Annotated in this window: 11 protein-coding genes and 1 tRNA gene; 7 read left to right on the top strand and 5 right to left on the bottom strand. The window is 57.6% G+C overall.

Annotated features, from left to right (window positions below; all coding sequences use genetic code 11):
• The first annotated feature begins 67 nt into the window (after positions 1 to 67).
• The 3 genes from ABIQ96_RS16230 to ABIQ96_RS16220 are packed head-to-tail and all read left to right on the top strand — an operon-like array spanning position 68 to position 2,420.
• Entirely contained in the window at positions 68 to 631 is a 564-nt protein-coding gene (locus ABIQ96_RS16230) for a sigma-70 family RNA polymerase sigma factor (RefSeq protein WP_348215666.1), read from the top strand.
• 32 nt (positions 632 to 663) lie between these two features.
• On the top strand, positions 664 to 1,296 hold the full coding sequence (locus ABIQ96_RS16225; protein ID WP_348215665.1) for a hypothetical protein: 633 nt from the start codon (positions 664 to 666) through the stop codon (positions 1,294 to 1,296).
• Between the two features lie 53 nt (positions 1,297 to 1,349).
• Complete coding sequence (locus ABIQ96_RS16220; protein WP_348215664.1) at positions 1,350 to 2,420, top strand: PDZ domain-containing protein; 1,071 nt, start codon at positions 1,350 to 1,352, stop codon at positions 2,418 to 2,420.
• 103 nt (positions 2,421 to 2,523) lie between these two features.
• Here ABIQ96_RS16220 and ABIQ96_RS16215 read toward each other — a convergent pair whose 3' ends face one another.
• On the bottom strand, positions 2,524 to 11,835 hold the full coding sequence (locus tag ABIQ96_RS16215) for an Ig-like domain-containing protein (RefSeq protein ID WP_348215663.1): 9,312 nt from the start codon (positions 11,833 to 11,835) through the stop codon (positions 2,524 to 2,526).
• A gap of 399 nt (positions 11,836 to 12,234) precedes the next feature.
• Positions 12,235 to 12,675, bottom strand: a complete 441-nt coding sequence (locus tag ABIQ96_RS16210; RefSeq protein WP_348215662.1) for a 3-hydroxyacyl-ACP dehydratase FabZ family protein — start codon at positions 12,673 to 12,675, stop codon at positions 12,235 to 12,237.
• 155 nt (positions 12,676 to 12,830) lie between these two features.
• Between ABIQ96_RS16210 and ABIQ96_RS16205 the strand changes: the two genes are divergently transcribed.
• From ABIQ96_RS16205 to ABIQ96_RS16195, 3 genes are read left to right on the top strand one after another with little or no spacing between them, the layout of a single operon-like run.
• On the top strand, positions 12,831 to 13,625 hold the full coding sequence (locus ABIQ96_RS16205) for a lysophospholipid acyltransferase family protein (RefSeq protein ID WP_348215661.1): 795 nt from the start codon (positions 12,831 to 12,833) through the stop codon (positions 13,623 to 13,625).
• A 50-nt stretch (positions 13,626 to 13,675) separates the two neighbouring features.
• Complete coding sequence (locus ABIQ96_RS16200; protein WP_348215660.1) at positions 13,676 to 14,458, top strand: glycosyltransferase family 2 protein; 783 nt, start codon at positions 13,676 to 13,678, stop codon at positions 14,456 to 14,458.
• Positions 14,455 to 15,105: a methyltransferase domain-containing protein gene (locus ABIQ96_RS16195; RefSeq protein ID WP_348215659.1), complete on the top strand. Its 651-nt coding sequence runs from the start codon at positions 14,455 to 14,457 to the stop codon at positions 15,103 to 15,105. Before ABIQ96_RS16200 ends, ABIQ96_RS16195 begins: the two co-directional genes overlap by 4 nt.
• A 153-nt stretch (positions 15,106 to 15,258) precedes the next feature.
• On the opposite strand, the gene ABIQ96_RS16190 is transcribed toward ABIQ96_RS16195, so the two are convergent.
• The 3 genes from ABIQ96_RS16190 to ABIQ96_RS16180 all read right to left on the bottom strand — a co-directional run bounded on the left by ABIQ96_RS16190 (position 15,259) and on the right by ABIQ96_RS16180 (position 18,373).
• A complete protein-coding gene (locus ABIQ96_RS16190; RefSeq protein ID WP_348215658.1) occupies positions 15,259 to 15,510 on the bottom strand; it encodes a hypothetical protein in 252 nt (83 codons plus the stop codon).
• A gap of 116 nt (positions 15,511 to 15,626) precedes the next feature.
• Positions 15,627 to 15,699: transfer RNA gene (locus ABIQ96_RS16185), tRNA-Phe, on the bottom strand.
• A 106-nt stretch (positions 15,700 to 15,805) separates the two neighbouring features.
• Entirely contained in the window at positions 15,806 to 18,373 is a 2,568-nt protein-coding gene (locus ABIQ96_RS16180; RefSeq protein ID WP_348215657.1) for a DNA translocase FtsK 4TM domain-containing protein, read from the bottom strand.
• Between the two features lie 129 nt (positions 18,374 to 18,502).
• On the opposite strand from ABIQ96_RS16180, the gene ABIQ96_RS16175 reads away from it, so the two are divergent.
• Positions 18,503 to 19,078: a hypothetical protein gene (locus ABIQ96_RS16175; protein WP_348215656.1), complete on the top strand. Its 576-nt coding sequence runs from the start codon at positions 18,503 to 18,505 to the stop codon at positions 19,076 to 19,078.
• The last annotated feature ends 1 nt before the right edge of the window (position 19,079 follow it).

Below are 19,079 nucleotides of genomic sequence, written 5' to 3'. Positions count from 1 at the left end.
GTGGTTTAATTTTCAAACGGGAGACAAATCCCAGAACCCGCTTCGCTCTATGGATGAAGAAAATCCCATGACTGCGGTATCTGAAGCATCGCCCGCCGCCTCCGCCTGGCGTGAGTGGCTCGAAGAAAATGGCCCGAAATTGTTGCTGTTCGCGCGGCAGCAATCCCGGTCGCATGAAGACGCCAAGGACATTTTCCAGGATGCCTTGGTCAAACTGGTCGAGAAAGTCCGCACCGGCGAATTCGTCGGTGGCCAGGAATCTTGGCTTCCCTATCTTTACACCGCGATCCGACGGTTGGCGATCGACCTCAGCCGCCGCGATGACCGTAGGAAACGCCGTGAGGACAACGTCGGTGCGGACGCCGAACAATTCGACGCGTTCCAGCCGTGGTTCGAAAACGAATCGGCCGACGACGAAACCCGCAACCAGCTCGAAGACAAACTCAAGGAACTCCCCGCGAAATTCTCCGAAGTCATTCTCATGAAAGTCTGGGGCGAACGCACCTTCGCGGAAATCGGCGAAACCCTCGGCATTTCTCAAAACACGGCGGCCTCGCGGTATCGCTATGGTCTTGAAGCCCTCAAACGCAGCCTCGGCAACGCCCGCCGTCGTGGCGACCTTTCCATCTGATCCACAGCTAACAAAAAACAGCCGGCCCTGACATGACACCCGATCAAACATCCCTCGAAGCGCAACTTCGCGAACTCCAGGCAACATCGCTCGACGAAGCGCTGCTCGCACGGCTCGAAGCGGCGGCGGAAGGAAATCTGACCGAACTCAGCCACGACGAACTGCGGTTTGAAAATTTGCTCCGCACAAAATCCCCTGTCGCGCTTGCTCCTGATTTTCTCGCGAAATTGGAAGCCATCGTCCGCGACGTTCCGTTTGCCGTGGATGAGAAAATCGTGCTTTTCCCCAAAGCCAGCGTGGCTCCCCGCAAGAAAAGCAATCGCCCGATGTGGGCGGCGGCGGCGGCCGTCGCGTTGATCGGAGCCGCCACGGCGCTCCTGATGCCGGTGGACAGACCAACATCGAATTTCGCCAGCCAGCCTGTGCCATCTTCAGCAAACATCTCAAATGTAGCCGCCGAAAATCTCATTCCGGCCGGTTTCAACCGCGGAGTCAGCAATGTCCACGACGAAGGGGTCGTGTGGAAATCCAACAGCCAGCCGCACAGCCTGATGCGCGTTGAATACATCGACAAGATCACTTTGAAAGACCCTAAGAGCGGCGCGACTTACCAAGTCGAGCAACCCCGCGCCCGCTACATGCTGGTCCCTGAAAAAACAGACTGATTTCAAACGATTAGACAAAGCTTATCGGTTACTACGCTTCTAGTAGGTAGACAATGAAAACGAAATATTCCAAGTTCATCAAGGCCGGTCTGGCAACCCTCCTGATCACTCCGGCGTTCGCGATCGAAGGCCCTGCGGATGATTCTCCGCCGCCACCTGAGGTGAAACAGGCGTCTCCGGCACTGATGCCGGAGAGACGCATACAGGAGAGGATCGTCCCGCCGCCTCGGGTGAAACAGGAGCCCTCGGCCCTGCCCGAGTTCATTCTTCCTCCTGATGACAAGCCCGCGGCCCCTGCCAAGGAAATCGTCAAAACGGAAACCGCATTCCTCGGCGTTGTTTCCGGAGAAGTCCCGCAGTTTCTGGCAGATCATCTCGATCTTGAAAAAGGCGAGGGAATCATCGTCCGTTCCATGGCTCCTGATAGCCCCGCCGTCAAAGCCGGTATCTCCATCAGTGATGTGATCACCGCCGTTGCGGGCCACCCGGTTGGTTCCCAGGCCGAAATTTCCAATCAGATCACCGCACACAAGCCGGGCGAATCAGTCTCGCTCGACGTCATTCACAAAGGCAAACCGGTGAAAATCGACGTCACGCTGGGCGTCAAGCCCGACAACATTGCCCTCGCGGAACCTCCGACTATCGAGCAAATGGACCTCGAAAATCTTCCGAAGGAAATGGCCGACCACATCCGTGATGCCATCGGAGGATTGGATCTCAAGCTTGGAGGCGATCCGAACGCCGTCCCACCGCAAATGGAGGAAGCAATCCGCGAACTCCACAAGCGAATGATGAACAACAAGCCGTTGTTGGATGACCCGGCTCAGCCAAGTTCTCCCGCCGCCAAGATCCAAAGTCAAAGCAGCGCGACGTTCAGGATGAACGACAATGACGGAAGTCTCGAAGTGAAATCAAAGGATGGAGCCAAGGAGGTCACAGTGCGCGACCAACAGGAAAACGTGGTTTGGAGCGGGCCTTGGAATAATGACAAAGACCGTGCCGCAGCCCCTGACAGCGTTAGAAAACGCATGGAAAACCTCCATCTTGATACAAACTCCACCGGCCCCGGACTGCGATTCCAATTCAGCAATAAGCAGTCCGGCCCTGCGGAAGCGGACCACTGATTTTTAACATTTTTTCATGGAAGCTGGGTTCACACCCGCGTTCGGCAAGTGTCCGGGCGCGGGTGTGTTTTTTCAAATGGTCCGATAGGTAGCATTGAAAATCTCATTTCGACCGAAGTCCGATTCGATAGAATTGCCTGCCAGACGGCGGATTCCAGGAATCATTGAACTCAAGCGGACCTGGTTCATTCCATTTCTTCTCCGTCACGACCTCCCAGCGGATGAGATCTTCGGAGCGTTCCAAAACATAGTCTCCCGCCATCGCGGGATCCAGCCGGACGGTCCATGCACCGGGATGTCCTGATAGAGTCGGAATACCGATTTCCGTCGGGGGAGGAATCACTGGCAAAGCTGCGGGAGTTTCAAGCATCATGGTGATTGCCTGTGGTATCGCCGAGGGTGCGCTGCCATTGATCCGCACGTTGTCGAGCAGCAGATCGATGCCCGCCGTGGTGGTGGATTGGTCGCGGAACGTGAGAACTGTCGTGGCACTGTTAGCCATGAAACTGAAACTCTGCGGAAGCCAGCGGTTGATGCCGTTACCCGCGCCGATAACGGCGATCGTCCGGGTGAGGAGATTTCCCGTGCCCGCGACGGTCACCTGCAGCGTTTGCGAATTCGTGTTATAGGAGAGAACGCCCGCGTCGAAGGCGAGGATGTAAGTGACACCCGGGGTGGTAGTGAACGACTGTGAGAGAACAGCATTGGGGGCTTGGTTGCCGCCGTTGAATCCAGCCAGTTTGGTGCCGTCGGTCGCCGCATAGGGGGTGCCGAACTGTATCGACAGATTTCCGGTGGTGGTCCATCCGGAGAAGCCCGCCTCGAAACTTCCGTTCACCAGTGTGCCGGACACAATCTCCAGAACGGTAATGTTCACCGTCACCACGTTGGAGTTCAGACCGCCATCATTGGCATGATAGGTGAAGGAATCGGGTCCCGTGTAACCGATGGCAGGCGTGTAGGTGAACCCGCCGTCGGCATTCAAGCTAACGGTGCCGTGGCTCGGGCCTGCATCGAGTGCCGCGGTCAGTGGTGAGGATTGCGCGTCCGTGTCATTTGCAAGAACACCGGCAGCAGGAATCGCGAGAGCGGTGCCCTTGGAAGTGGCATAGGAATCGGCCACGGCCACGGGCGCGGTATTGGGCGGACTCGCTTGTTGGCTGATCCGCACATTGTCGAGCAGGAGGTCGAGTCCGGCGGTGGATGTCGATTGGTCGCGAAAGGTGAGCACGGCGGTCGTGCTGTTAGCGACAAAGGTGAAGCTCTGAGGAAGCCAGCGGTTGAGGCCGTTACTTGCACCATTGATGGTGATGGTGCGGGTGAGAAGATTACCCGCACCGGTGACGGTCACCTGCAGTGTTTGCGGATTTGTATTGAAGGAAAGAACTCCGGCATCGAAGGCCAGCGCATAGGTTTGTCCCGCTGTTGTCGCAAATGTCTGGGACAATACGGCGTTGGGTGTTTGGTTGCCACCGTTGAAGCCGACCAGCTTGGTTCCATCGGTCGCGGCATAGGGAGCTGCGGATTCGATTAATTGGTTTCCCGTGGTCGTCCATCCCGCGAAGCCGGCCTCGAAGCTACCGTTGGCCAATCCACCGGCGACGATCGCATTGACGGTGATATTCACGGTTGCGATGTTTGAATTCAGGGCGCCGTCATTGGCGTGATAGGTGAACGAGTCCGTTCCCGTGTAATCGGCGACCGGCGTGTAGGTGAAGCCACCATCAGCAATTAGAGTCAGGCTGCCATGGCTTGGAATGGAATCGAGCGCCGCGATCAACGCGGTGGACTGCGCATCCGTATCATTTGAAAGAACTCCCGCAGCAGGAATCACGAGTGCGATATTCACGGAGGTGGCATAGGTGTCGGCAACAGCCACCGGTGCGGTGTTTGGAACGGCTGGTTGCGCGGTGATCCTCACGTTGTCCAGCAGCATGTCGAGATTCGCGGTCGAGGTGGATTGATCGCGAAAGCTGAGGACTGTGGTGGCGCTGTTAGCCACAAAGGTGAAATTCTGTGGCAGCCACAAATTGTTACCACCTCCCGTGCCGTTCATGGTGATCGTCCGGTTGAGAAGACTGCTGGCACCGGTAACTGTCACCAGCATCGTTTGAGAAGCCGTGTTGTAGGAAAGGACACCTGCATCGAACGCCAGAGTATAGGTCGTTCCCGCGATCGTGCCGAAAGACTGGGAGAGCACCGCATTCGGCGTTCGATTCACTCCGTTGAAGCCGACCAGCTTGCTGCCTTCAGTCGCCGCATAGGGTAATGCGGATTGAATATCGACATTGCCCGTGACCGTCCATCCGGTGAAACCGCTCTCGAAGCTGCCATTGACCAGTCCGGCCGGAGCCGCTTTTTTAACCGTCAGGTTCACGTTCACCACGTTCGAAGCCAGGAAGCCATTGCCGGCATGATAGGTGAACGAGTCGGTTCCCGAATAGCTTCCGGCCGGAGTGTAGGTGAAGCTTCCGTCCGCATTCAGGACGAGTATTCCGTGAAGCGGACCGACATCGAGAACAGAGGTCAACGGACGGGATCGAGGATCAACATCGTTGGCGAGGACTCCGGAGGCGGGAACGACAAGTGCGGTGTTTTCATTCGTCTCATAGGAATCGGCGAGGGCGGCGGGCGGCGGAACGATCTCCCTAACCGCGATGGTCACGGTCGCGCTGGTGGAATTGACGACGCCGTTGTTGGCACGGTAGGTGAACGAGTCCGTCCCATAAAAGCCGATGTTGGGAGTATAACTGAAACTTCCATTGGTATTCAAACCGAGGGTGCCGTGGGCTGGTCCGGCATTGAGGACAGCGGTCAGTTGGCGTGATCTTGGATCCGTATCGTTGGCGAGCACTCCTGTGACCGAAACGACAAGCACCTCTCCCTCATTCGTTCCGTAGGAATCGGCAAGGACAACCGGTGCCGGGACGACCTCGGTGATCGTGAGATTCACAGTCACCCGGTTCGAATCGCGCGTGCCGTTGTTGGCATGATAGTCAAACGAATCGGAACCAAAGTAACCCCCGTTGGGAATATAGGTCAAACTTCCATTGGCATTCAAACCGAGGCTGCCATGATTCGGAGAAACGTCGAGGACAGCACTCAACGGTCGAGCCCTGGAATCGCTGTCGTTGACAAGCACTCCGGCGGACGGAAAGACAAGCGCAGTGCTTTCGTTGGTCGAATAGGAATCCGCCACGGCCAACGGAGCCGGGATGACCTCGACAACCGCAATCGCAACCGTCACTCCACTCGAATCGGCACCCCCGTTGCTGGCGTGATAAGTGAACGAGTCGGTGCCGTAGAAATTCGTGTTAGGCGTGTAGATGAAACTTCCGTCCAACTCCAAGGAGAGTGTTCCATGGCCCGGACTGGTATCGAGCACGGCGGTGAGCGGTCTGGAGTCCGGATCGGCGTCGTTGGCCAGCACTCCCCCGGTGGCCAGAATGACAAGCCCGACCCCCTCGTTAGTTGAATAGGAATCAGGCAACGCAACCGGTGCCGGAATGAACTCCTTCACCGTGAGATCCACGGTCACGGTGTTGGAATTCAGCACCCCGTTCCCAACATGATAGGTGAACGAATCCGGTCCGAAATAGCCTGCTTCAGGAGTGTAAACGAAGCTGCCGTCGGCATTCAGGAGGAGCACGCCGTGGGCGGGGCCGGAGTCTAAAACCGCCGTGAGCGGACGAGACCTCGGGTCGGCATCGTTGGCCAGCACCCCGGCTGCGGGAACAATTAACAACGTATCCTCATCGGCCAGATAGCCATCGTCCCGTGCCAACGGCGCGGGGATGACCTCGTTCACCGTAAGCGTGACGATGACGACGGCCGAATCAGCGCGACCATTGTTCGCATGATAGGAAAACCTGTCGGTTCCGTAAAAATTCGTGTTAGGCGTGTAAGTGAAACTTCCGTCCGGCTCCAAAGAGAGGGTTCCGTGAGCGGACGGGACGTCCTGCACCGCGGTGAGCGGTTTGGAATCGGGATCGGTGTCGTTGCCGAGCACTCCGCTGGCAGGGACCACCAATTCCACTCCCTCGTTGGTGGAATAGGAATCCTCGATCGCCACCGGCTCGGGAATAACCTCCTTCACCGTGAGATTCACAGTCACTGTATTGGAATCAAGCACACCGTTGTTGGCATGGTAGGTGAACGAGTCCGGACCAAAATAATCCGCCCCGGGCGTATAAACAAAACTTCCGTCGGTATTCAGAACGAGAATTCCGTGAACCGGACCGGCATCGAGAGATGCGGTTATCGGGCGGGACCTCGGATCGGAGTCGTTGGCAAGCACTCCCGTTGCATGAACCACCAATGAGGTGTTCTGGTTCGTCACATAGGAATTCGGGACAGCTACCGGCGGAGGAATGACCTCGGTGACGGTGAGCAGCACCGTCACAGGAAGAGAATCAAGCGCGCCGTTGTTGGCACGGTAGGTAAATGAATCGATTCCGAAGAATTTGTTGTTAGGTATATAGTTAAAACTCCCGTTTGCATTCAATACGATGCTTCCGTGCGCCGGGCCAGCACCGAGAACCGCGGTGAGTGGACGGGATCTGGGATCGCTGTCGTTTTGAAGCACCCCGCTGGCAGGAATGACAAGCGCGATGCTTTCGCTCGTCGAGTAAGAGTCGGCCGCCGCCACAGGTGCCGGGATGACCTCGTTCACGGTAAGATTCACCATCACGATGTTCGAATTCAAAAGCCCGTTCGTCGCATGATAGGAAAATGAATCCGGGCCGAAGTAATCTCCCGCAGGTGTGTAGGTGAAACCTCCGTTGGAATTGAAAACAAGACTTCCATGGGACGGATTTGAATCGCGAATCGCCGTCAGTGGCCGCAACCTGGGATCCGTATCATTGGCGAGCACTCCTGCGGCAGGAACCACAAGAGCGGTGTTCTCGTTAGTTGAAAACCCGTCGGCCCGCGCTAGCGGAGGGTAAACCACCGGAATGACCGTAATGGTCACCGTCGCGACATTGGAATCAGCGATGCCGTCACGGGCACGATAGGTAAAGGAGTCGGTTCCGAAAAAATCAGCGTTGGGGGTATAGACGAATGATCCATTAGAATTCAGCATTACGGTACCGTGGTTTGGCGGAGCCACGAGCAAAGCGGTCAGCGGCGTGAAATCGACATCCGTATCATTGGCAAGCACTCCCGCGGCAGCGACCACTAGCGGGATGTTTTCATTCGTGGAAAAGGAATCGGACACCGCCTGCGGCGGGGTGTTGGGAATGGCGGGCGAAAGGCCCGTAAGCCGCACGTTGTCGAGGACCAGATCAAGATTGACGGTGCTGGCGGACTGGTCGCGGAAGGTGAGGGTCGTGCTCGTGCTGTCGGCCACGAACGTAAAGCTCTGGGGCAGCCAGCGGTTGGCTCCTCCGCCAAGACCATTGATGGTGATCGATTGAGAAAGGAGGATGCCGGCACCCGTGACAGACACCTGCATCTTCTGAGAGCTCGTGTTATATGAAAGCACTCCGGCATCAAACGCCAGGGTATAGGTAGCCCCGGTCACCGTGCCGAACGTTTGGGAAAGCACGCCGTTAGGGGTAAGATTTCCACCGTTGAATTCCACCAGCTTGCTACCTTGAGTCGCCGCATAGGGCGCGCCGGACTGGATATGCTGGTTTCCTGTCGCCGTCCAACGATCATAGCCCGATTCGAAGCTGCCGTTCTGAAATCCTCTCGGAGAAACCGTCACCCGGACGTCATCAGTTGACTCCAGACCGATGGTGTCGGTGACCTTCAGTTGGATCAGATGATTGCCCACGTTCAGATTGGCAACGGGATGAATACCGCTGGCAATGAGCGCGCCGTTTTTGAGCCAAGCATAAGAAAGAATAGGGGCGTCACCTGCCCGACTGCCGCTCGCGTCGAGTGTGACCTGCTCGGAGCCATTCACATCCTGATCGACAACCTGCAGATCCACCCCGGCATCCGCAGTGGGCCCGATCGTGATCACAGGGTTCAACGAAAGCCAGTTGATCGCGCCGGCGGTTCCGTTAGGTTCGACGGCCACTACGACAAGACGCAGGACATGCTTCCCGCTCCCCAACGATATCCCCGGCACCGTGATGGTTTGCCAGATGCTCGCGCTTCCGGTCTGCGGGATCGCGATCAGCCCGCTGATATCCGCACCATCCGCTTCCAAACGGATTTGGCCACCCGCGGCGGCGTTGCTGACGCGCAGATCGAGGGTGTGATTTCCCCCGGTCTCCACATTGACCGTGTATTCCAACCACTCGCCGACCTGGGTGTTAAAAACGTCATGTCCGCCCCCCGCGTCCGTAGTGCTCCCAACATCGACACTTTCCGTCGTCCGATAGAGTCCGCCTTGGTTACCCGGAGTCAGATCGTGATAAGCAACACCCTCTCCACCATCGTCGAAATCCTCCGCCTGAATCGTGCCTGGGACCGGCCACGGACTGCCGCCGTGGGGCAGATTATCCAAAGCCGAAATCACGGTTACCGGACGACTGGCGTTGGATTCATTTCCTGTTAAGTCGAAAGAGGTCAGCACATAGTGATAGGTATTTCCGGTTACCATCGAGGTATCGAGAAAATCAACGGCACCAGCGGGCAGCGTTGCGGCAAGATGACCCGCATCGGTGGGCACCAAGGCAATCTCCGAGCGGTAAACCCGGTAGCCCGCAAGGTCCGCCGCACGAACCGAATTCCATGAGAGATGGATTGAGCCGGCGGAATCGGAAGATGCGCCCAATCCGCCGGGAGCCGGTGGTGGTGTGGCGTCTCCCGAACCCATCCGGTCGATGCGAAGCGCGACATCCTGCTGATAGATCACCGGATCAAGGGTGATCGGTCCTCCACCGTGGACAAATTCCCGGACGCGTAGCTCCACCAGATCGGATGGCCGGACCCACACGGCCCGCCATGATCCTGCCGGCAATGTCACCACCGCGGCGATGGCATGGTCGGAGCCGTCGATCGGGTCGTAGGCAAGTTGTCCGAACGCGGCCGGAACGGTTTCTCCCCCATGATGGAAATAGGCCACGTATTGCTGCCCCGGACTCGCCATTGACTGCACTCTCGCCCCCGCGGGAATGCCGCTGGTGATCCACGATGAATCGCGACGCAACGCAGCCAGATGCAGGTTGTCCACATAGCTGCCAAGATTGCGCAATACCTCGCGAAAACTTCTGCCAAGTGCGCTGTCGCCCGCTTCATCTTCCGCCGAGTAGAGGAAATAGGGAACATCCAGCCCGTTGTAAATCGCCCCGCCTCCTAGCAGAAACATCCACGACTCCAAGCGTGTCTGAAGCGCGTTCATCGTATGCGTTTCGTCCAACGATAGAATGAGTCCGCGTGAATAATGGTCACGCAGTAATACCTCCGCGCCTGCGATGGCCGGATCCGGTCCCTGCACCCTGACCGACAACGGATAGTGCTCGTTGATCATGTCAAACCCGGGAGTCAGCGCGTCCGCGAATTGCGGAAAATTATGCGCCACCAAATGCCGGTTGGGCAATCCCGCCTCTTCGCCGCGGATCACACCGAGCATCCGCTTTTGAAATTCCACTTCCGCAGCGTCCTTCACGCCTGGCTCGTTCCAGAACGGCTCGTTCTGCGTTTCATAGTAAATGTTATCGAACCCGTTCAATTCGTTGCTGATCCTGCGGACCGCCGCCTCCTGCGCGGCTACCAGATCGGCATCCGTCGCACGCATGCTGTCGTATCGCTCCGTCGCGCCGTATCCCTGCACATTGTTGGCCGGGTTGAACGGACTGCCACGCCAATCGGAATCATTGTAAAAGGTGCAGAAGAAGGTGAATTCGATGGCGATGCCCCGATCCGAGCACGCCTGCGCGAAAGATTTCAGTCGAATGAAATATTCTTCATTCCAAGCGGTCAGGTCCCACTTGCCAAGTCCATCCAGAGCAAGTCCGCCGGCATCGCTGCGCTTCCAGGGCTGCATGAACTGCGGCGGGGTCGGCGCGAGAGGAGTTCCGTTCAAGCTGGCATTGTCATGATGAAAACCTAACAAAAACGCCCGGGTAAGATTCATCCCGTCGCGTTGCAACACGTTGAGGTAAGGGACGAAATCGAAATTGGAATTGATCACGGAGCTGTAGTGCTCGCCGTAGGTACGCAACAGCGTGGGTTGCCCCCGGAAATCCAAAATATGCGGGTTCTGCGGATGGACACGGAGCGGCTGCCACACGCTTCCGCCGTTTGCTGAAGGCCGCCGTGTGATCCGCAGGTGATCCAGGAGCAATCCGTCTCCCGTGACGGAAACCGATAGATCCGTAAAGCTGAGTGTGGCACTCGTGCTGTCCGCGACGAACGTGAGAGCCTGTGGCTGCCAGACATTGCTTCCCCCGCCCGCGTTGGTGATGGCAAGGGTTTGTCTCAGAAGATTGGTCGTTCCGTCGATTTTCACTTCAAGACTCTGACCGGACAAATTACCCGCAGCTCCCATGTCAAAGGCGAGATCGTAAGTAGCTCCTGCGACAGTCGCGAAACTCTGGCTCAAAATCCCGTCCGCTGTGGAGCCACCCGGGTGGAAGTCCGCGGATTTCGTGCCGTCGGAAGCACCGACAGACAAGCCTGATCCGATCGCCACATTTCCGGTGTTTGTCCATCCTGCGAAATCAAATTCAAAACTTCCATTGATGGGAGTAACGAGCGCACTGGCGGCGATCGCATCAAACCAGATCCGTCCCATCTGCTTGTAGCCCGCCTGGCCCGGATGGATTCCGTCGCCGGGCTGGAAAAAGTTGTTCGCAGGAATCGGGTCGGTCAGGGTGATGCCGGAGTTCATCTCCACGAGAAACACCTTTCTGCCGCGGTTCGCATGTTGCCGCACCAGATTCCGCACTCCAATGTTGTAAGAGTTCACTTCGGCGTTCAATTGCGCCGCCGGCCGGCCGTTCCAGGCTTGAGTCATCGGGATGATCGTCGCGACGTAGAGCTTGAGGTTCGGCGAGTTGGAGATCATGCCGTCGATCAACAAATCCAGATTTCCCAAAGCAGTGGCAACCGCAACGCCTTGGAGAATGTCGTTCGATCCCAAGTGCAGCAGCACGATGTCCGGAGCGAGGGCCAACTGGGAGGACAGATTCGCAAGAACCTCGTCGGTGCGGACGGCAGGAAATCCGGAATGATCGGGATCCATCCCCAACGCCGCATTGTCAGTCCTACTTCCGACAAAATCGAACGCCACTCCGGCGATTTTCAAACGGTTCTCAAGCTGCTTTCGATACCCTCCGGGGATATCTCCGTTAGGAAAGCCGATGTCATTGTTTCCCCGCGTGATCGAATCACCCAAAGGTATGATTCTCAACGGTCCGGCCTGAGCGAAAGCGCCTGCAGCAGTCATCAGCAACGCAATCAACAGCACGGCAAGAACGCGGCACGAATCGCCGCAATTCAGGGGAATTAACTTCATGTCCAATGGGGAGGGGTAAAACGGGGGATTCCATTGGGGGGAGATGGTGGGATGGAATTGATAGTCGAGTGACAATCAATTTGCAAATAAGTTGTTAGCTATTTTTTAATTCAATGGCGAGAAGATTGAGAGACTTCAAGTACAATCCGATTCATGCTTCGGCACTGCGTGGCATACACCGTTGCTACCTTCCGGATCGTGATCTCCATTCGATACCGGATGATTGGCTAACGCAAAACGACTTGCGCGATTTTAGCGTTAGATTTTAAAATTTGGCTGCCGCTGCGAATCGTTCAATTCGCAATGAGGCTCGCGCGGCGGACTCTAAATCCGCCTCTTGACGAGATCATTTGCACTCATACTTTTGTATTATCGACAGACCAACCGGTCTGCTGAATCCTATTCGGACAAGGTGCCGCTAAGAGTCACTCTGGCGGTGGCCAAGGTGCCGTACGGGCCATCCACCTCGCCCACGATCTGCACGAGCCCTGCAAGGCGGCCTTCCAGTTTCGCACTGATTCTCAACAAGTCACCGGGCACGGCGGCACCTAGGATTTTCGCAGCACGAATCCCGGTTAGACGGAGATCAGACATGGCGGGATGTTCCGGGTCCGTCTGGACGACAATTCCGCCGAGTTGGGCGATGGCTTCAATGAGGATGACTCCCGGCATCATCGGATGTCCCGGAAAATGCCCTTCGAGAAATGCCTCGTCTCCCCTCACCCGGTAGATCGCCGTGGCTTCGCGGCCTGGTTCCAAAGATTTCAACTCATCGACAAAACGGAAGGACGGGCCGTGTGGCAGGGATCGTAGGGCGGCGGCTTGATCGGCAGGACTCATCTGTGGTCAAGTATCGCACGATTTCCACCGCTTCTGACAAGTCCCGATGCCACGGAGAAAAATCAAATCGACCCGTTTAGGTTTCCGCATTAGGTTCAACTCCAGTGGAATCCGGCGACCCAAGCAGCGCACTCACGATTCATCCCCCCGAAGCGATGTCGCTCCGGTGGTGGCTGCGCGCACCTTGGGATTATGTGATGATGGCATTGGGGCTCCTTTACTGGGGCGTTTTCGGCGGGCTTCTGACGTTGATCGGCGGGCCGCTGCATTTGCTGCTTCCACGGCGCAAGGGCGAGCGGCTGGGGCGATTTCTCCTGCATCAGTTGTTCCGGAAATTTGTCGTCTATCTGCGGCTCTCGGATCTGGTGCGGGCGGACCTGACCGCCCTCGACAAGTTGGAAGGGATCAAGCATTCGTTCATTGCGGCACCGAACCACACCTCGCTGTGGGATGTGGTTTTCATCATCGCCCGGTTGCCCTCCGCCGTGTGCGTGATGAAAAAGCAAATTCTCCACAACATCGTCCTCGGCGGTGGCGCGAGATTGGCGGGCTATATCGCCAACGACGGAATGAGCCGTATGATCCGGGCCGCCACGACCTCGTTGGAGGAGGGCGGACAGTTGCTCCTTTTTCCCGAAGGAACCCGGACCAGGCCCGACGCCCGCTGGATCAATCCACTCAAAGGCGGCTGTGCGATCATCGCCATGCGTTCGCAGGTGCCGGTCTATCCGATTTTCATCCGCAGCAACACCCGCTTCCTGCAAAAAGGCTGGCCGCTGTGGCGGAGACCGGTTTTCCCGATCCACATCCAGTTTGATCTCGGCGAGCCGCTGGTGCCAATGCCCGGCGAATCGTCGCAGGAGTTCACCGGACGTTTGGAGGCGGCTTACGAGCAGGAACTTTCGAAGCCACATCCGTTGCGGCGGCAAATCGACGCGCTGCCCGATTGATGTTCGTGATGCTTGCTCCGAACGAGCTTGGTCGGTAAAGCAGGGCGGACATGGCCGATGTGCGACCACTCATTCTGATTCCCAGCTACAATACCGGACCGATCCTCCTCAAAACGGTGACGTCCGCCTTGGCGCTCAAGACTCCGGTGTGGTTGATTTTCGACGGCTCGACGGATGGTTCGCCCGAGCTGGTCGCACATCTGGAATCCTGTGAAAACCCGTTGTTCTGCATCATTCGCCAGCCGGTGAATTCCGGGAAAGGCGCGACGGTCCTCCACGGACTGCGCGAAGCGATCTCCGCGGGATTCACCCACGTTCTGACGATGGATGCCGACGGCCAGCATCCGGCTGACCGCGTGACGGAGTTTTTCAAATGGTCGGCGGAATATCCCGAAGCCGCCGTTTTCGGCAGACCGGTGTTCGATAAATCCGCTCCGGCTCTGCGGGTGAATGGCCGGAAAATTTCGAATTTCTGGGCAAACTTGGAAACCCTCGGCTGGGGCGTGGACGATTCGCTTTTCGGAATGCGGCTTTACCCGGCGCAGGATCTACTCGCCGTGATGGAATCCACTCCGTTCGCCCGGCGCTTCGATTTCGACCCCGAAGTCGCAGTCCGGTTAGCTTGGCGGGGCGTGCCGATCATCAATCTTCCGACCCCTGTCCGCTATCCAAGCGCGGAGGAAGGCGGAGTGTCCCAATTCCGTTATTGCAGGGACAACACGTTGCTCACCTGGATGCATATGAGGCTCTTTTTCGGCTTCGTCGGCCGCCTGCCGCTATTGATCGCCCGTGGGCACAATCCCCTCGACCACCTCAGTCCTCCTTCGCGATGAGCCCTTCCGAGCGTCGTAAAATCGCAGCATTGTATCCGGGACGTTGGGACCGGAATTACGTCGCGTCGAAATTGCGGACTGATCCGCTTTACAGTGCCCTTGCGGAAAATCTGCGGAGCTCGACACTTCCACTGTTAGACCTTGGTTGCGGCCTCGGATTGTCTGCTTTTTTCCTGAGATGCGAGGGGATCCAGGTGCCCATTCTCGGTGTGGATTACGATCAGCGGAAAATCGATATGGCGAATCTAGCAACGGCGAAGCTCGGGAATTCCGGACTCACTTTCGCTGCCCATGATCTCCGCACCGGACTGCCCGAGCATTCGGGCAATGTCAGCATCTTGGATATTCTCCAATTTTTCGGACCGGACGAACAGGAAACGTTACTGAATGCGGCCGTCTCCCGCGTCGCTCCCGGCGGACGGTTGGTGATCCGCTCCGGTCTGCGCGACGAGACGATGCGGTTCAAGATCACGATCCTCGGCGACTTGCTGGCAAAAGCGACCTTCTGGATGAAAGCGGCACCGAGTCATTATCCCACGGCCGAAGATTTTCAGAGGATCCTCTCGCCACACGGAAACGTTGAGATTTCACCGCTGTGGGGTGGCACGCCATTCAACAATCATTTGATTGTCTTGACCCGGACGTAAGCCTTTTGACTCCGGATCAAAGCTCAGAATCCAAGCCGGCTTTCCTGTTTCGTTGCCCATGTGAGCTTTTCGAAGATAGCACCACCGACCCTGCGCCCGATCGTGCTGTTTGCACTGAGTCACATGCACAATTCCTCCGGTCAGAGCGACAATTCAAGATGAGATCTCATGCGTGATCACCCTAAGTAGCTTGAAATTGGTCATATACAGGATGATTTCCGGGTTGGCCGGAATCCTGCGATGAATATGCCAACCCCATTTCACCATGATCAACTCATCCCACCTATTTTTGATTCTCACCGTGATCATGGGAGGCTTTGGCTTTTCAGGCCCACAGGGTACGATCGCCACCGTTTCCCAAGCGCTTTTTGTCATGTTTTTCGCGTTGATGGTGACCTCTCTCATGCTTCACGAGATCCAACGACGGGAGCATTAGTCGGAAAAGTCGGTTTCCGCTTGATTCCTCAACGGGGGAATCAATCCAGTTTGGCTGAAATGCCTTAACTGATTGAGATTGGAAGTGGCCCGAGACGGATTTGAACCGCCGACACGTGAATTTTCAATCCACTGCTCTACCGACTGAGCTATCGGGCCTTTATCTCCAAACACCCTTGCGGGCGGGGCGGCAGTAAGAGTGGCCGCGTGGGTTTTGACAACCGGAAAATTGCTTATTTCGGCATTTTCCAACGGAAGTCTTAAATTACTTCAAAAACACCTCGCGAGCCTTGGCTCCTTCGCCCGGTCCGACGATTCCACGTTGCTCCAGAATGTCCACCATCCGCGCCGCGCGGGTGTAGCCGAGGCGCAGACGGCGCTGCAAAAGCGAGGTGCTGGCCTTCTGTTCCTGACGCACCACTTCGATGCATTTCATGATGAGTTCCTCGTCCGCTTGCGAGACGTCATCTCCATCATCGTCGCCGCCTTCGCCATTGATGGAGGCTTGGATTTCCTTTTCAAACTGCGGCTTCGCTTGGGCTGCGCAATGATCGATGAGGCGCTCGATCTCCGCATCGGTGACGAAGGCACCTTGGGCGCGCTCGAGTTTGGCGGAGCCGGGTGGCAGATAGAGCATGTCGCCCTTGCCGACGAGCTTGTCCGCGCCCTTGGTGTCCAGAATGACGCGGGAGTCGAGGGCTGAGGAAACCTGGAAGGCGATGCGCGACGGGATGTTCGCCTTGATGATGCCGGTGACGACATCGGCGCGCGGCGTCTGGGTGGCGATGATGAGGTGAATGCCGGCGGCACGGGCCTTTTGCGCGATCCGGGCGATGCACATTTCCACATCCGCCGGAGCGGTCTGCATGAGGTCGGCGAGCTCGTCGATGAGGACGACGATGTAGGGAAATTTCCTTGGGAGGTGCTCTTCGTCAACTTCCTCATCCTCTTCATCCGCCTCGGGGCCGAGGTCGCCATCGCTGAGAGCGGAAGCCAGCGAATCCATCTCCGCGTCCGGCTCATCTTCCATCATCGTCCACGGCGGCGCCTGGTGGCTGCTAGGGATCTCGGGGTCGAGCAATTCACTGGGATCGAATGGAGCTTCAGGCTCCGGACCATCATCCAACAGCTCTTCCTCGACCTCTTCCAACTCCGGCGCGGGAGCGGGTTTTTCCTTCTCCGTGATGGGACGCGAGTTGTAGCTGTCAAAATTCCTTACGCCGACCTTGGCGAAGATTTTATAACGTTTTTCCATCTCGTTAACCACCCACTTGAGGGCGGCCACGGTTTTCTTCGGATCGGTGACGACCGGCACCACGAGGTGCGGCAATCGGTTATACATCTGCATTTCCACCACCTTGGGGTCCACCATGATGAAGCGCAGCTCGTCCGGGCTGAACTTGAAGAGCATGGATGCGATGATCGAGTTGATGCAGACGGATTTTCCGGAACCGGTGGCCCCGGCGACGAGGCAGTGCGGCATGGCGGCTAGGTCGGCGATGACCGTGTTCCCATAGACGTCCTTGCCCAGAGCGAGCGGGATCTTCTTCTTGGAGGAGTTGAAATCCGTGGAGTAGAGCAGCTCGTGGAGCGGCACGGCGACTTTCTTGGTGTTCGCGATCTCGATACCGACCGTGTCCTTGCCAGGGATGGGGGCGAGGATATTGATCCGCTCGGCACAAGTGGCGCGCGCGATGTCCGCCTCTAACTGGGAGATGCGGGAAACACGCAGGCCGACGGACGGATAGATCTCGTAGCGCGTGATGGTAGGGCCACGGGTGATCGGCCCAGCCGTCACGTCGATGCCGAAGGCCTTGAGCGTATCGATGATGATCTGGCGGGTCTCTTCCTTATGGTCATCATCCGCATCCGAGTCGTCCACTTCGGGCAGCGGATCGAGCAGGGTAAACTGCGGGATCTCGTAGTTAGGAAACCGGCCCTCCTGGAGACCTTGGTGCTCCGGGGAAGGCTTGCGGCTGAAGGGGTTTTTCCCGATGAGCTCGGGGTCGATGGCGCGGCGCTGCGAGGCGTCGATGATTTCCGGAGTGGGAATTTCGCGCAGCGGCAGCATCGCCTGCGGATCTTCATTGGCGGCCTTGGCGGAAACCGCGGACTTCGCCGTCTCGCGCTCCTTGCGGCGTTGTTCGCGCTGGCGATCCCGCTCGGCCAGCATTTCCGCCTCGCGGGCGGCGACCTTTCCGGATTCGCTGCGGCTCTCCCGCCATTCGTGGAATTTAAGCCGCGCCAGCCGATAGCAGGCCTTGGCGAATCGGACCGGTTGCTGGCCGGTCAACATGATCAGCGCCACCAGATAGGCGCCGCTGGTTAGAATGAGGGTGCCTGCGCGACCGATGACATTGGTGAGGACGAATCCCCCGACGCCATCTCCGATCACTCCGCCAGGACTGTTGAGATTGCAGTTTTCCGCCCAATCCTTGAAGAAGAAATCCGCCGCATCGAGCCAGGCGGCACCTGCTAACAAAAGAATGCAGAACCCCATTACGGCCCGCGGCCAGATGCGGGCGTCGAACGCCAGTTTGACGACGCCGAACCAGATAAATCCCACCGGCATCAGATAACCGGCCACACCGAAAAGCAGGATTTGGATAAAACCGAGAATGCCGCCTACCGGACCGATCAAGTTCTCCCCCGATCCGGTCTTGCTGGCGAACGCCTCCAACGGCCCCCATTTCGGCAAATCCGCCGGACTGTATTTCACCAGGGACAGCAGCAGCAACAATCCCGACGTGATCCAGATGATCCCGATGATCTCGTTCGACCATCGGGTCGGCTCGGGGACCTCTCCCCGTTTCTTATTGTCCTTGGCTGCCATGCAATTCGCTGTGGCCACAGCATCCCCCGACTCTCGCTCGGGGGCAAGATTGTTTTCAAAGCCGGAAAATAAGGATTTCCGAAGCAATCCGGGCTTGGAGCCGTTATCCGCAAGGGTGATTCTCCCGCCGTGCGACTGCTCACGCTGAAAATTCAGGAACCCCTGCCCGGTCTCGTTTATCCGGAAATGGCCGTCGATCACGGCCCTGACGAAGCAGCCCGCCGCTACCGGGCCGTCGCCGTCACCACCCTGCGCCAACTCCGAGGACTGGCCGATACCCGGTTCCGTTTGTCCGTCGAACCCAGCGACGCTCACGAGGCCGTCCGTTTCTGGCTCCTCCCGCGCCTGGCGGAAAAGTGGCAGGCGGGTGACGGCTTTTTCCGCACCAACGGCTGGGAAATTGACTTCGGAGGAAATGCAGGTCCTTTTGAAATCCAGGCCTCAGGTGAAATCCTCTGCCCGTTTCTTGGCTCCCGCTGGGTTCATACCGCACTGCTCGGTCTCGGCCGAACGACTCACCAAGTGATCGGTCCGGCGATCGGTGGTGGCGAGTATTTCCGCGCTCACGCACCGGACTCACCAGCCGAGCTCGAAACACGGATACTCCCGGAACTTCCTGTTATACAAACCAGCGAGCATTGGCAACAAGCCCTCGACAGCGCCCTTGGCCCGGCACTGAAGAAGGCTTGGGAGGAGGAAGCGTAAC

It is taken from the genome of Luteolibacter sp., assembly GCF_039920825.1.
Classification (GTDB): Bacteria; Verrucomicrobiota; Verrucomicrobiia; order Verrucomicrobiales; family Akkermansiaceae; genus Luteolibacter.
The sequence above is the reverse complement of the archived record's forward strand: the minus strand, read 5'-3'. Positions and strand labels throughout refer to the sequence as shown.

Bases quoted from the DNA above. Each gene is read 5' to 3' on its own strand.
- ABIQ96_RS16230 (WP_348215666.1), top strand. From the start codon at position 68: ATGACTGCGGTATCTGAAGCATCGCCCGCCGCCTCCGCCTGGCGTGAG.
- ABIQ96_RS16225 (WP_348215665.1), top strand. From the start codon at position 664: ATGACACCCGATCAAACATCCCTCGAAGCGCAACTTCGCGAACTCCAG.
- ABIQ96_RS16220 (WP_348215664.1), top strand. From the start codon at position 1,350: ATGAAAACGAAATATTCCAAGTTCATCAAGGCCGGTCTGGCAACCCTC.
- ABIQ96_RS16215 (WP_348215663.1), bottom strand. From the start codon at position 11,835: ATGAAGTTAATTCCCCTGAATTGCGGCGATTCGTGCCGCGTTCTTGCC.
- ABIQ96_RS16210 (WP_348215662.1), bottom strand. From the start codon at position 12,675: ATGAGTCCTGCCGATCAAGCCGCCGCCCTACGATCCCTGCCACACGGC.
- ABIQ96_RS16205 (WP_348215661.1), top strand. From the start codon at position 12,831: ATGTCGCTCCGGTGGTGGCTGCGCGCACCTTGGGATTATGTGATGATG.
- ABIQ96_RS16200 (WP_348215660.1), top strand. From the start codon at position 13,676: ATGGCCGATGTGCGACCACTCATTCTGATTCCCAGCTACAATACCGGA.
- ABIQ96_RS16195 (WP_348215659.1), top strand. From the start codon at position 14,455: ATGAGCCCTTCCGAGCGTCGTAAAATCGCAGCATTGTATCCGGGACGT.
- ABIQ96_RS16190 (WP_348215658.1), bottom strand. From the start codon at position 15,510: ATGAGAGAGGTCACCATCAACGCGAAAAACATGACAAAAAGCGCTTGG.
- ABIQ96_RS16180 (WP_348215657.1), bottom strand. From the start codon at position 18,373: ATGGCAGCCAAGGACAATAAGAAACGGGGAGAGGTCCCCGAGCCGACC.